The sequence below is a fragment of the Noviherbaspirillum denitrificans genome (assembly GCF_002211445.1).
GTDB lineage: Bacteria > Pseudomonadota > Gammaproteobacteria > Burkholderiales > Burkholderiaceae_D > Noviherbaspirillum > Noviherbaspirillum denitrificans.
Map to the genome: position 1 here is coordinate 2,121,928 of NZ_LSTO01000001.1, position 14,147 is coordinate 2,136,074.

Sequence of the window (14,147 nt, forward strand, 5' to 3'; positions counted from 1 at the left end):
ATTCGGACAGGTGCTCCTTGATTTCCGGGTGGCGCGCCAGCATGGATTCAGGCACTTCCAGTTCCAGGCTGTCGGCGCTGAGGCCGGCGTCGTCCAGGATGCGCGGGATGGCGGCGACGAATTTCGGGTCGTTGAACTGCCGCGCGGAACAATTGACCGACAGCCGCAAGTCATCCATGCCCTGCATTTGCCAGCGCCGCACCTGCATGGCCGCTTCGCGCAGCGCCCATTCGCCGATCTCGACGATCATGCCGTTCTGCTCGACGATGTCGAGGAACTCTCCTGGCAGCACCATTTCCATATCGGCGGCATTCCAGCGCAGCAGCGCCTCGACGCTGGAAATGCGCCAGCTGTCGAGGTCGACCTGCGGCTGGTAGTACAGCTCGAACTGATGCTTTTTCAGCGCGCCACGCAGCGCCGTCTCGCGATCGCGCTTCCATGCATGTTCGGTGTACAGGTCGGAGGTATAGAACTGGTAATTGTGCCTTCCCGATTTCTTGGCACGGTACAGTGCCAGGTCGGCGCGCTTGAGCAGTTCGACGGAACTGCGCCCGTCAGTCGGATAGATGCACAGGCCGATGCTGGCGCCGCTGACGATTTCGTTGGAGTCGAGCTGGTAGGGGCGGCCGAGTTCGAGCACCAGCTTGCGCGCCAGCGTCTCTGCCGCTTCCGGCTGCGACACATCGGCCTGGATGATGACGAACTCGTCACCGCCGAGCCGTGCGACGAAGTCGGTTTCGCGGATCGACGACACGATGCGCAGCGCGACTTCCTTCAGCAACAGGTCGCCGGTATGGTGGCCGAAGGTGTCGTTGACGTGCTTGAAGCGGTCGAGGTCGAGCAGCAGCAATGCCAACGGTATGTTGTTGCGCTGGGACAGGGCGAGCGACTGGTGCAGCTGGTTGCTGAAGTGGACGCGGTTGGGCAGGCCGGTCAGGCCGTCGTGGTTGGCGAGGAAGCGCGTCTGTTCCTCGGCCAGGCGCTGCTCGGTCTGGTCGCGCATGATCTTCACGTAGCCGCGCAGGCTGCCGTCCGTATTGCGCAACGGTGTCACTACGCCGCTCGCCCAAAAGCGCGAGCCGTCCGGACGGACATGCCAGCGGTCGTCTCCTGACCGTCCCGTTTCGCGCGCCTCTTCCAGTTCGCGCAGCGGCGCATCGGCGGCACGGTCCTCGGCGGTGAATATGCTCGACACCGGCCGCCCCTTCGCCTGCTCGGCTGTCATGCCGAAAATGCGTTCGGCGCCGCTGTTCCAGCTCAGGATCACGCCTTCCGGATCGAGCATCATGATGGCGTGGTCGGTGGAGGCATCGACCAGCAGCCGGAAGTCTTCCTGCGACTGGCGCAGCGCCTGCTCGGTCTTCACTTCGTTCGTGATGTCGGTATTGGTTTCGAGATAGCGCGCCGGCCGCCCTTCCTGCACCTCGAGCGCCCATTTGCTGAAGACGATGATTTCCCGTCCGTCACGCGTGCGCTGGACCAGCCGGCCCTCCCAATAGTGCTGCTCGCGCACGATGGCGACGATTTCATCCAGCGGCACCGGGAAACGGGTTCCAAGCAACGTATGGCAATGCTGTCCGACAGCCTCCTCGCGCATATGCCCGTACAGCTTTTCGGCGCTGCGGTTCCAGTACGTGATAATGTCGCCGGTGGTGCGCGCGAAAATGGCGTCGCGCGCGAGGTCGAGCAGGCTGGCCTGTTCCTGCAGCTGGCTGGTCTGGCGCGCCAGCATTTCTTCGCGCCGCCGCAGGTCGGAGATGTCATGGAACACCGCCACCGCGCCGACCAGTACGCCGTGCGTGTTGCGCAGCGGACGCGCGTTGACGCTGACCCAGACGCCGTCCGGCAGGCGTTCATGGCGCACCAGGGCGACCATGCCATCCACGTGCTCGCCGCGTAGCGCGCGCACCGTGGGCCGCTCGTCCTGCGGGAACGCGGTCGCCCCATCCGGTTGCAGCAGGCTGTAGGAGCGGATGGTCGGTTCGCCGGAGTTGTCCATCGGCCGCAGGTTGAGCAGATGCTGTCCGGCAGGGTTGACCATGATCAGCCGCTCGGCCAGGTCGGCGACGACCACCGCGCCCGCCATGCTGTTGATGATGGATGCCGTGATGCTGGCCTGCCGGTGCAGCGCTTCCTGCAGCCGCTTGCGCTCCGAGATATCGCGCACCGAGGCGAAGAACAGCGTGCGGTCTCCCTGGGCCAACGGCGTGACCGTCAGTTCGATGGCGGTTTCCTCGCCGTTCTTGCAGCGCGCCGGCCATTCCGTCCGCTGGTTGACGATCTTTCCATTACCGGATTGCAGGTAGCGCCGCAGGCCCGCCAGGTGCTGCAGGCGGAAGCGCTCCGGGATGATGGTATCGGCCAGCGATTTGCCGATCACTTCGTCGCGTGTCCAGCCGAAAATGTCTTCCGCCCGCCGGCTCCACTCCAGGATGATGCTGGCGCGATCGATGGCAATGAAGGCATCGAGCGCATTGTCGATGATCTGTCGGTACAACGGCTCGGCCTGGCTTGCCTCTTGGAACAAGGGAGTCATTGATCGTCCGGCGGAAAATTCGTTCACGATCTGACACCGGAATGCGGGCGTGGTTTCTAAGGGAAAGGAAAGAGTAGGCAAAACGCAAGCTGGTTGCGCCGGCGAACTACCGGAACCGGTGCCGCACTCCGCCCCGTTTGATGCACATCAAACAAGTTTTGTGCGCCGCTTCCTACCATGGAGTAAGCCCACAGAGGGAGGACGCGATGGACAGGCCCCGATCGACACTGGAACCACTGGCGGGAGCGGCACACGGCAAGGCGGACCGCCTGCCGCCGCCTTCATGGGCGGTCACCGATGTGGAAATGCCGCCCACCATCGACCGCCTGATCCATGCGGCGATGGGGCGCGTGACCGGCAGCATTTCGCCGGCCAGCCTGGCGCTGGCCTACATCGACTGGGCACTGCACCTGGCCGAATCACCCGGCAAGTGGGCCCGCGTGGCGGAAAAGGCGGTGCGCAAGGCGGCCCGCTTCAGCATCTATGTCGCGCGCACCTGCAGCGAGGCATGTGTACCGCCCTGCATCGACCCCTTGCCGCAGGACCGCCGCTTCCGCAGCGACGCCTGGCAGCACTGGCCGTTCAACCTGATTCACCAGGCCTTCCTGCTCAACCAGCAGTGGTGGCACAACACCACCACCGGCATCGGCGGCGTATCGCCTCACCATGAGCAGGTGGTGTCCTTCGTCGCGCGCCAACTGCTCGACACGATGTCGCCGGTGAACTTCATCGCGACCAACCCGGAAGTGCTCAACGCCACCGCGCGCGAAAACGGCATGAACCTGCTGCGCGGCGCGATGAATTTCGTCGAGGACTGGGAGCGCCACATCGCCGGCAAGCCGCCGCTCGGCACCGAGGATTTCCAGCCCGGCGTGCAGGTGGCGATCACGCCCGGGCAAGTGGTCTACCGCAACCGGCTGATCGAACTCATCCAGTACGCGCCGGCGACGGAACAGGTGCATGCGGAGCCGATCCTGATCGTGCCGGCCTGGATCATGAAGTACTACATCCTCGACCTGTCGCCGCACAACTCGCTCGTGAAGTACCTGGTCAGCCGCGGGCACACGGTATTCATGATTTCCTGGCACAACCCGAACGAGCACGACCGCGACCTCGACATGGAAGCCTACCTGCGCCTCGGCGTGCTCGCCGCGCTCGACGCCGTGCAGGCGATCGTGCCCGGCCGCAAGATCAACACCGTCGGCTACTGCCTCGGCGGCACCCTGCTGTCGATGGCGGCGGCCTACCTCGCGCAGGTGGAGGACGAGCGACTCAATTCCATGACGCTGCTGGCGGCGCAAACCGATTTCACCGAAGCCGGCGAGCTGACTCTGTTCATCGACGACAGCCAGCTCAACTACCTGGAAGACATCATGTGGGACCAGGGTTTCCTCGACAACCGGCAGATGGCGGGCGCCTTCCAGCTGCTGCGCTCGCATGACCTGATCTGGTCGCTGGTCGTGCAGGAATACCTGCTCGGCGGTCGCCAGGCCTACACCGACCTCATGGCCTGGAATGCCGATGCCACGCGCATGCCCTACCGCATGCACAGCGAATACCTGCACCGGCTGTTCCTGAAGAACGACCTGTTTGCCGGGCGCTACAAGCTCAATGGCAGGCCGATCTCGCTGGGCGACATCCGCACGCCGATCTTCGCGGTGGCGACCGAAACCGACCATGTCGCTCCGTGGAAGTCGGTCTACAAGATCAACCTGATCGCCGACCCCGACGTCACCTTCCTGCTGACCAACGGCGGGCACAATGCCGGCATCGTCAGCGAACCCGGCCACAAGGGGCGGCATTACCGCATGGCGCACCGGCCAGCCGGCACCAACTACATGGATCCCGACAACTGGGTCGTCTCGAACCCTGCTGTGGACGGCTCCTGGTGGCCAGCGTGGGAAGCCTGGCTGGCGGAGCACGATAGCGGAATGACAGCGCCGCCCTCGATGGGCGCGATTAAAAAAGGGTATCCGCAGCTGCAGCCGGCGCCGGGACAACACGTACTGGAGCGCTGAGCGCACATCTTGCATGGCATAAATGCGACACAGCGCAACACGGCATGGGATTCGGGATAGAATACCCACGACGTTGTATCCAGAATAATTACAAAAAGAGACAATCCTGCCGCGTGCGGTGTGCAGCGCAGCAACGGGTTGCACGTCTTCGCCTAGCACAGAGATTTCAACCACGCCCGCTTTCATGCCGACACCATTCCGTACACACCCTCTGTCGCGCCCGGCTGCGGGACGCCGTTCAGGATCCTGATAATGGAAGCACTGCTCAAGCACCTGGTGGACATCACCTGCCAGCGTGACCACACGCTCCTCGACAGCTCGGTCGTCACCGCGCTGCATGAGCTGGTTGGCGCGCAACAGGTGCGCGTGCACGAGCTGTTCCGCTTCCGCGACGAGCTGTTCGTCCGTCCGCGCGTCTGGATCAAGGATGGCGTGGTGGTATCGGTCGAAGAGAACCTTGCGTCGGACAACACCGGCGAAGCGCTCGCGAAGTATCCCGCGCTGGTCGACAGCATCCGCGACCGCAAGTCCTGCGTGGAAGAAGTCAGCGCGTCAGGCGATCGCACGCTGTGGCTGCCGGTATGGCTGAACGACAAGGTCAGCTGCTGCATGGAAGTGGTCAATCCCACCCCGTACAACAGCAGCACGCTGCACATGATGGAAGGGATCCTCAGCGTCTACCGCAACTACCAGAACATCCTGGATTACAGCGAGCGCGATTCCCTCACCGGCCTGCTCAACCGCAAGACCTTCGACGAAAAGTTTTCGCGCCTGCTGTCGACGGCGGTGCCGGAAGGCCACCCGCAAGACCAGCCGGAGCGCCGCCACGCGCATTCCAATGTCGGCCATTGGCTGGCGGTGGTCGACATCGACCATTTCAAGAAGGTCAACGACCAGTTCGGCCACCTCTATGGCGACGAAGTGCTGATCCTGGTGGCCAACCTGCTGCGCTCATCCTTCCGCGCGCAGGACCGCGTGTTCCGCTTCGGCGGCGAGGAATTCGTCGTGCTGCTGCGATCGACCACGCTGGAAGACGCCCGCAAGATCTTCGAGCGCTTCCGCACCAACGTTGAAAAGCACGATTTCCCGCAGGTCGGCCGGGTCACCGTCAGCCTCGGCTTTGCCAGCATCGCCACCGAATCCCCGGTGATGATCCTCGGTCACGCCGACCAGGCGCTGTACTACGCCAAGGCCAACGGCCGCAACCGCGTCTGCTACTACGACGAACTGGTGCAGAGCGGCGAACTGCATTCCGAGGTGTCGAACGACACCGTCGAATTCTTCTGATCAGACTACCCGCTTGACGGTCGCCATCATCGCACCGGCGACCATCAGCAAACCTCCCGCCGTACGATTGCTCGCCTTCACGAAGCGCTCGTTGGCCGTGAAGCGCTGCGTCTTGCTGCCCAGCCAGGCGTAGATGCTGTAGGAGGCGGCGTCGAGCGCCACGGTCGTCCCGCCAAACACCAACATCTGCAGGCCGACCGGCTGGTCCGGATCGACGAACTGCGGCAGCAGGGCGACGAAGTACAGCAGCGCCTTCGGATTCGACAACTCCACCACCACCGCCTGCCAGAACGCGCGCAGTCCGCGCACGGCCTCGCCGGGATCGCTGGTCACCGTCAGCGCGCTCGCCTTGCTGCGCACGGCCGAGATGCCGAGGTAGAACAGATAAGCCACCCCGACCCACTTGATGATGGAAAACAGCGTGCTGCTGGCCACGATCAGTGCCGCGACACCGGTTGCGGAGAGCGCGAAATAGATGGCATTCGCCACCGCGATGCCGGCAATCGCCCACCAGGAACGGCGGAAGCCGTTGGAAATCCCCTGCGTCACGATCAGCAGGGCAGCAGGGCCGGGCGTCAGGCAGATCACCGCAGTGGTGACCAGGAAAATCAGATAGGTGTCGAGGCTCATTGTGTTCTCCGCGTAGGCAAGGCGTTTACTGTTGAAACAGTGTATGCGGCACAAAAGGCATTTTGAATGGATAATTCAAGGCAAAATTACCGAAAAACTTTTGCTTTCATCAAAATCAGGGGGAATCACCATGAAAATGGAATTCGACGCCATGGATGCCCGGATCCTCGACATCCTGCAGGCAGACGCACGCACGACGCTGTCCGAAATTGGCCGCCGCATCCACATGAGCCAGCCGGCGGTGGCCGAACGTGTGCGGCGCATGGAAGCAGCGGGCGTCATCACCGGCTACCACGCCAAGGTGAACCCGGCAGCGCTGGGGTACGGCATCACCGCCTTCATCCGCGTGTCCAAGCGCAGCCATGAAACCCCGGTCGAAGTCGTCGCCGCGCAGGTGCCGCAGATCGTCGAATGCCACTCGATCACTGGCGATGACTGCAGCATTGTGAAGGTGGTGGCGTCGTCAGTGTCCGAGCTGGAAAAGGTAATCGTCGAACTGACGCGCTGCGGCGTCACATCGACCTCGCTGATCCTGTCGTCATCCGTGCAGCACAAGGCGATCAAGCCGGTCGGCTAGAATCACGCCATGGAACTGCGCCAACTCCGCTACTTCGTCGCCATCGTCGACCACGGCTCGCTCTCGCGCGCGGCGCGTGTGCTGCACATCGCGCAGCCGGCGCTGACGCAGCAGGTGCGGCAGCTGGAAGAGGAACTGGGCGCGCAGTTGCTGCACCGTTCAGCGCAGGGGGTGATGTCGACCGATGCCGGCAAGACCTTCTATGAACACGCACTGGCGATCCTCAAGCAGGTTGACGATGCAAAGTGGGCGGTTGCGCAATCGACGAACAAGCCTGCCGGCACCGTCGCGCTCGGCGTGCCGCAGAGCGTGTCGAGCGCGCTTGCGCTGCCGCTGCTGACCGCGGTACGCGAGCAGTATCCCGAGATCTCGCTGCAGCTCACCGAAGAGTTGTCGGGCAACCTGATCGAACAGCTGAAGTCCGGACGCATCAACCTCGCGGTGCTGTTCGACGACGGCCAGCTCGGCGCCTTTTCCGTGACGCCGCTGGTGGAAGAAGAAATGATGTTCATCACGCGGACGGATTCGCAATTTGCGCCGAAAGGGAAGACGATCTCGCTGGCCAAGGCCATGCAGGTACCGTTGATCCTTCCCGGTCTCCAGCATGGCGTGCGCCCCAGGATCGAAGGCCTTGCAAGGTCGGCCGGCCTGAGCATCCCGCATGTCATCGACATCAACTCCGTCGCGATCCTGCGGTCTGCAATCATGGCGGACCTCGGCGCCACGATCCTGCCCGTTGCGCCCGTCTTGCCCGAGATCGGCCTCGGGCAAATGAAGGCCTTTCCCATCTCCGGCAGCAGCATGTCGCGCACGATCGCGCTCTGCTCGTCCCGCAATATTCCCCTCACCAATGCGTCCGCGGCAGTCCAGCGACTGATCCTGCGCACGACCGTCGAACTGTGCACGAAGGGCCAATGGCCCGGTGCGACCGCACTCACCTGAAATCCGCTCGTCCTCCTGCGTAACGGCAGTGCGACGAACTGTTACCTCTGCGTACTTTTGCACCCATACAGAGCAGCGTTGCGTTGCAAATTTGTGCGTCGCTTTTGTCCGAATTTGTGCATTGCATCAACACTTGTCACGGATCAAAACAGAAACATTTTGTAAGGAATTTACTACTGGGAGTAGTGGATTTTTTTACATCAAAAGTGTTTCGACAGGACCTGGAAAAGGCAGACCCGCATGCTCGAAAAGTTTTCCAAGGCAGTGGCAAACATGTATTGGGCTGCGCAGCAAAGCGAGCCCGCTTTGTTTCGCCAAGAGCTTCTCGATCTCGCTTGCGGCCTGGTGGATTGCGACGGCGGCGCGCTCAGCATCTGGCAGCTCGCGACGACATCGCGCGGTGACGGCCGGCCGGAGCGCGCGAGGGCGCGCATCGTCACGCTGATCCAGCAGGCACAAGTCCAGCCTGCGCCCGCCTTCTGCTCGTCGATGCCGTCGCCCCATGCCCTCAACGGAAAGAGTGAATTCAGGCTGCATCCCGTGCCGTGGATAAAGGAACTCCATGACGACGAGAGCATCGAGAAGCTGATCCTTCTCGGCGATGTCAACTCGACCGATGCAGGCGCACGCTGGCTCATCCTGTTCCGCTGCAGCGACCGCGATTTCACTGCGCGCGATGCCGCGCTGCTGGACGCATTCTGGCATCTCGCGAAGCAGTCGATCGACATCAACCTGCAATACGCGTTGTCGCGTGTCGTACCGCAGGGCGCCGGACGATCAGTCGCGCTGGTGAACTCGCAGGGAATCATCGAAATTGCCGATGACCGCGTGAAGGACCTTCTGCTGCAAGAGTGGCCTTTGTTGCGCGGCGTGGCACTGCCGAAGACGGCGCTTGCATCCCTGCTCGCGACATCGAGCTACCGCGGCAAATCCATCGAGATCCAGGCGTCCCGGAAGGCAGGTTATCTCGCTTGCACAATGCAGAAGATACACGCGGCAACCTTGCTGACGCCGTCCGAAATTTCGGCGGTCCAGTGCTTCGCTCGCGGCATGACACACAGCGCGATTGCCTTCCAGTTCGGCGTGTCGCCGCATACCGTCCGCAACCAGCTCGCCAATGCCTACCGGAAGCTGGGCGTGCACAGCAAGGCGGAGCTGATCCGCGTCATTTCGGATTTCTGAGACTTCCAGAGGGAAACCACATTCATGCATGAGCCGGCTCAAGGCATTTGATGTGTGAAGAAGATCGCCTAGTGCATCTGCGCTATTCACGTACCAATTCGACAACATTAACCTTTAATCGCTGCTCGTGCTTTTGCGATTCTCGAAAAATCAGGGAGGGTTTGGAAAGCAAGGGACAGTTTTGCAGTGGTTGTCTTTTCAACTTTCGAGGAGTGTTCGATGAACGCGATTAAACGTTTTCTGAAGGATGAAGAAGGTGCGGTAGCGATCGAGTATGCGCTGCTTGCGGCATTGATTGCGATCGTGATTGCGGTTGGCGCCACGGCGCTCGGCAACCAGCTTTGTGCGTTCTTCAACGGCATTGCCACGTGGCTGGACGCAACACCTGGCGGCGCTTTCGCATTGGATGCCTGCTGATACGTCCGATGTGGACAGGTTCCGCGTGCCTCGATGGCGGGCGGAACCGGCGGATGGCCTGCACAGCCATCCGCTTCCCGGAGCCCAATGAAGAGAACCTCCATATGCTCAGCCTGACGCCTGCCTTGATTTCCAACCTGGCCCTTGCGACGCTCGCCGCCCTGCTGGGTGTGGCCGCCTGGTGCGATTTCACGCAGCGCCGCATTCCCAATCTGCTCGTGTTCCCCGGCGCGTGCATCGGCCTTCTCCTGAATGCCTTCCTGCCCGAGGGTTACGGATTCACCAGTGCCCTTCCTGGCGCACTCGGCATCCTCGGAGCGATAAAGGGTCTCGGCCTCGGCCTTGTGCTGTTCCTGCCCATGTACATGGTTCGCGTCATGGGAGCGGGAGATGTCAAATTGATGGCCATGGTCGGCGCCTTCGTCGGCATGAACGGCGTGGTCGCGGACACCGTGATCGTCTTCATGACCGGAGGTTGCCTGAGCCTGCTCTACCTGCTGCGCAGGAAAGCATTCCTTGCAAGGATCGAACGCTTCTTTCCGGCGCTCCTGCTGTTGCGCATTCACGCCGCCGACAGCAGCATCGCCTCCTCCTCCGGGAGCGGAAAGACAGAGAGCGTTCCCTTCGGAGTCGCCATCGCGCTGGGCACGATGGCCTACATCGTCCTGGCGCGCCAGGGCTTGCTCGGCGCACTCCATTTCCTGCCGGTTTCCTGATCCAGGGTGCACGCATGAACGACATGACCACCTCATCGATTTCTCGCGGCGACCTGCCCCCGCCGCCACGCACGCTGGAGGATACCGGCCTCGGCCTGCTCTTCCTGTGCGAACTCTTGTGCAAGGTGCTCTTCCTGCGCGGACGGCTCGGGCTGCGCGCACTGTCCTCCCATGTGAAACTGCCCGCCAGCATTGTCGAGCAGGTACTGGACTTCATGCGCAACGAGCACCTGTGCGAAGTGCTGAGCCGGGACAGCAGCGCCGGCATCGTGTACCAGCTCAGCGGCACGGGCCGCGAACGCGCCGCCGATGCCCTGACGCGCAGCCAGTATGCAGGTCCGGCGCCGGTCCCTCTTGACGTTTATGCCGCATACGTGAAACGGCAATCGATCCACAAGGTGCAGTACACGCGCGAACACCTGGCCGAAGGATTCCGCGGGCTGGTCATCAACGAATCGTTGCTCGCGCGCCTGGGTGCGGGCATGAACTCCGGCCGGGCGATCATCATTCACGGCCCGGCGGGCGCGGGAAAGACCTACATCGCGGAACAGCTCTCGCGCCTGCTCTGCGACCAGGTCGCTGTGCCTTACGCCTTCATCATCGACAACGAGGTGATCCAGGTCTTCGATCCGCACGTCCACCGGCCCATGCCAACCGAAACGCCGCGCGCCGACGCGCTGGCGCGTTCGACTGCCTGCGATGAGCGCTGGCAGTCCTGCCTGCGGCCGATGGTCATTGCCGGCAGCGAGCTCACGCTCAAGACGCTGGACCTCGAGTTCGACCACACGACGCGGGTGTACCAGGCGCCGCCGCACGTCAAGGCCAATAACGGTGTCTTCGTGGTGGACGATCTCGGCCGCCAGATGATGGCGCCGCAAGACCTGATGAACCGCTGGATCGTTCCGCTCGACCGGCGCCGCGATTACCTGACGCTGCATACCGGCTACAAGTTCGAGATCCCTTTCGACGTCGTGGTCGTCTTCTCGTCGAACCTGGATCCCGCTGGACTCGCCGACGAAGCCTTCCTGCGCAGGCTCGGCTACAAGATCCACATCGGCGCCCTCACCCGCGACCAGTATCGCGAAGTGTTCCTCCAAGCGTGCGCCGACATGGACATCCCGTTCTCGGAACAGGCATTCAATTACCTGCTGCAGGAGCGGCACGAAAAGGAAAACCGCCCATTGCTTGCCTGCTATCCGCGTGACCTGCTCGGCCAGATACGCGACCTTGCCCGTTACGAAGAAGCGCCGCCCGCACTGACCACGGAGGCTCTCGACTGGGCGTGGCACAACTACTTCCTTCCCGCTCCGGCAGCGACGGACCGAAACACCATGCCGGCGCACCACACGCAATCCACCTCCTATGGAGTCACGCGATGAAAAGCAGCCGAGCCCTGATCATGATCGTCACGTCCATCGTGCTGGCACTGGTCGCCGTCGTGTTTGCGGCGCGTTGGATCTCGAAACAGGCCAACATGGCCACCGCCAAGGTCGCCGTGGCGGCAGTCGACATCAATGTCGGCGCACGCATCGCGCCGGAGATGGTGCGCTTCGCCGACTGGCCTACCGGCAGCAAGCCCAAGGGCAGCTTTACCGACATCAAGGAGCTGCAGGAAAGGGTGACGCGGACCAACATCCTCGCCGGCGAGCCCCTGCTCGAGGCGCGCCTTGCCCCGATCGGCGCCAAGGGTGGCCTCTCCGCTGTGGTCGCCGAAGGCAAGCGTGCAATGACGGTGCGCGTCAACGATGTGATTGGCGTCGCCGGCTTTGCGCTGCCGGGCAACTATGTGGACATCCTCGTCAGCACGCAGGACGAAGCGAAGCGGGAGGCCGGCAAGGACAGCAATATTTCCAAGCTCGTTCTGGAACGCATCCTGGTGCTCGCCGTCGCGCAGGAAGCAAGCCAGACCGACATCAAGCCCAAGGTGGTGAATGCGGTCACGCTGGAGGTTACGCCGGAGCAGGCGGAAAAGCTCGACCTCGCACGCAGCGTCGGCCAGCTTTCCCTCGTCCTGCGCAACCAGATTGACCTGACACCGGCGCAGACCGGCGGCGCCACCAAGCAAAGCCTGCTCTACGAACCGGCCAGGGAGGAACGCAAGCCCACCGTCACCAAGGTGGTGGCGGTCCGCAAGCCGAAAGCGCCGACGCCAGCGCCCGCAGAAGAGAACTGCCAGCTGGTGATGACACCGAACGGCCGCATCGTGCAGTGCTTCAAGTGACGAGATCCTTCCCACGCACAACAACACTGTCTCAAAGGGGAAACAAATGAACAGGGATAGAACGCACGGAACGCAAGTATCCGGAGCGCAGCGCGCCGTTCTCGCCGGATTTTCCGCCATCGTAATGACGGCGACGATGCATGCTGAGGCAGCCCCGCCCGCGCCGGCGCGCGATTCAGCCAAGACAACGGAAGCCTCGCGCAGCGTTGCGACGCCGGTCTGCACCGGTGAATTCGCGTCCTCGAAAAGCGTCACGCTGCCGGAAGGGAAATCCGGACAGCTGGACCTCCAGCAGCTGGGCTTGCCGTCACCCGCCTTCTTGCGGACGGTTGGCGATCCGCATGTCGTCCAGGTCGAGCCCACTGTCTCGCCCTCGCCCCGCAGCATGTTTTTCGTGTTCGGCAAACGGGTCGGCTCGACCAACCTGATGTTCCAGACCAAGGAAGGCCGCTGCGCGATGGTCGAGGTGACCGTGGGTGTCGATGGTAATACGGTCCAGGAACGCCTCCAGGCGCTCTTGCCCGGCGAGAAGGACATCCGCGTGTCATCGGCCGCCGACTCCCTCGTCCTGAGCGGCACGGTCAGCGATGCCGTCGCCGCGGAAAAAGCCCTGCTGATCGCGAGTGCCTACATGCGCAAGACGGGCACGGGTGCGAGTCCTGGTTCGGGCGGGAGCGGAGGCGCGCTTGGTGGCACAGGAAACGGCGACGGGCCGAAGATCAGCGACCGCATCGTCAATATGCTCAGCCTGGCCGCGCCGCAGCAGGTGATGCTGGAAGTGAAGGTGGCGGAAATCTCGAAGACCCTGCTCGACAAGCTTGGCGTCAACCTCGCGGCCATCGGCCATCACGGCAGCTGGACCTCCATCCTGTCGTCCAACTTTATGACGGATGGCGCCGGCCTGCTGAGCCTGACCAAGGATACCGGCGAGCGCGTGCTGATCGATGCTGAAAAGCGCGACGGCCTGGTCAAGGTGTTGGCTGAACCGACGGTGATGGCCATCAGCGGCCAGGAAGGCAGCTTCCTCGCCGGCGGCAAGGTCTTCATTCCGGTCGCGCAGAACAATACCAACGGCGTCCTCACGATCACGCTGGAAGAGAAGGAGTTCGGTGTCGGGCTGAAGTTCACGCCGACGGTGCTCGACGGCGGACGCATCAACCTGAAGGTCGCGCCGGAAGTGTCCGAGCTCTCGCGCGAAGGCATCGGGATCAATGCGCGCGGCATCGGCGGCACCGCGGTGCTGCCGCTGATTACCACGCGCCGCGCATCGACCACCGTGCAACTGTTCGACGGCCAGAGCTTCGCCATCGGCGGCCTGATCAAGAACAACGTCACCCAGAACATGAAGGCCATGCCGGTGCTGGGCGAGATTCCGGTGCTCGGCGCCCTCTTCCGCAGCGCTGATTTCCAGACGGACCGCTCGGAGCTGATCTTTGTCGTCACGCCGAGGCTGGTCAAGCCGCTGCCGCCCAATTACGGACTGCCCACCGACCATTTCATCGAACCGAGCCGTTCCGAGTTTTTCCTCGGCGGGAAGATGGAAGGCAAGGCGCCGCCGCCACCTGCGGCCAACACCTCCTCGCTGCCGCCGCCATCCCCGGCAAAGGGTGACGCAGGTCCT

12 protein-coding genes are annotated in these 14,147 nt (G+C 62.9%); 10 read left to right on the plus strand and 2 right to left on the minus strand.

What is annotated here, in order from left to right; translation table 11 throughout:
* Positions 1-2,536, minus strand: a 2,536-nt coding sequence (locus AYR66_RS10420; protein WP_206047131.1) for a sensor domain-containing protein, incomplete at its 3' end; no start/stop codon positions are given.
* Between the two features lie 206 nt (positions 2,537-2,742).
* Here AYR66_RS10420 and AYR66_RS10425 point away from each other — a divergent pair.
* Positions 2,743-4,554, plus strand: a complete 1,812-nt coding sequence (locus AYR66_RS10425; protein ID WP_206047132.1) for a PHA/PHB synthase family protein — start codon at positions 2,743-2,745, stop codon at positions 4,552-4,554.
* Between the two features lie 252 nt (positions 4,555-4,806).
* Positions 4,807-5,841 (plus strand): GGDEF domain-containing protein, encoded by a 1,035-nt coding sequence (locus tag AYR66_RS10430; protein ID WP_170942114.1) that lies wholly within the window; start codon positions 4,807-4,809, stop codon positions 5,839-5,841.
* Here AYR66_RS10430 and AYR66_RS10435 read toward each other — a convergent pair whose 3' ends face one another.
* Complete coding sequence (locus tag AYR66_RS10435; protein WP_088707437.1) at positions 5,842-6,471, minus strand: LysE family translocator; 630 nt, start codon at positions 6,469-6,471, stop codon at positions 5,842-5,844.
* 130 nt (positions 6,472-6,601) lie between these two features.
* On the opposite strand from AYR66_RS10435, the gene AYR66_RS10440 reads away from it, so the two are divergent.
* The 8 genes from AYR66_RS10440 to AYR66_RS10475 form a co-directional block, all read left to right on the plus strand.
* Positions 6,602-7,048 (plus strand): Lrp/AsnC family transcriptional regulator, encoded by a 447-nt coding sequence (locus AYR66_RS10440; RefSeq protein ID WP_088707438.1) that lies wholly within the window; start codon positions 6,602-6,604, stop codon positions 7,046-7,048.
* Between the two features lie 9 nt (positions 7,049-7,057).
* On the plus strand, positions 7,058-7,990 hold the full coding sequence (locus tag AYR66_RS10445) for a LysR substrate-binding domain-containing protein (protein WP_088707439.1): 933 nt from the start codon (positions 7,058-7,060) through the stop codon (positions 7,988-7,990).
* 240 nt (positions 7,991-8,230) lie between these two features.
* A complete protein-coding gene (locus AYR66_RS10450; RefSeq protein WP_088707440.1) occupies positions 8,231-9,172 on the plus strand; it encodes a helix-turn-helix transcriptional regulator in 942 nt (313 codons plus the stop codon).
* A gap of 219 nt (positions 9,173-9,391) precedes the next feature.
* On the plus strand, positions 9,392-9,589 hold the full coding sequence (locus AYR66_RS10455; RefSeq protein WP_088707441.1) for a Flp family type IVb pilin: 198 nt from the start codon (positions 9,392-9,394) through the stop codon (positions 9,587-9,589).
* 53 nt (positions 9,590-9,642) lie between these two features.
* Positions 9,643-10,305, plus strand: a complete 663-nt coding sequence (locus AYR66_RS10460) for an A24 family peptidase (RefSeq protein WP_206047133.1) — start codon at positions 9,643-9,645, stop codon at positions 10,303-10,305.
* 14 nt (positions 10,306-10,319) lie between these two features.
* Positions 10,320-11,684 carry an ATP-binding protein gene (locus AYR66_RS10465; protein WP_206047134.1) on the plus strand — a complete coding sequence of 455 codons (1,365 nt, stop codon included), beginning with the start codon at positions 10,320-10,322 and terminating at the stop codon, positions 11,682-11,684.
* Positions 11,681-12,526 (plus strand): Flp pilus assembly protein CpaB, encoded by an 846-nt coding sequence (gene cpaB, locus AYR66_RS10470; protein WP_088707442.1) that lies wholly within the window; start codon positions 11,681-11,683, stop codon positions 12,524-12,526. Before AYR66_RS10465 ends, cpaB begins: the two co-directional genes overlap by 4 nt.
* 46 nt (positions 12,527-12,572) lie before the next feature.
* Positions 12,573-14,147, plus strand: a 1,575-nt coding sequence (locus tag AYR66_RS10475) for a type II and III secretion system protein family protein (RefSeq protein ID WP_088709736.1), incomplete at its 3' end; no start/stop codon positions are given.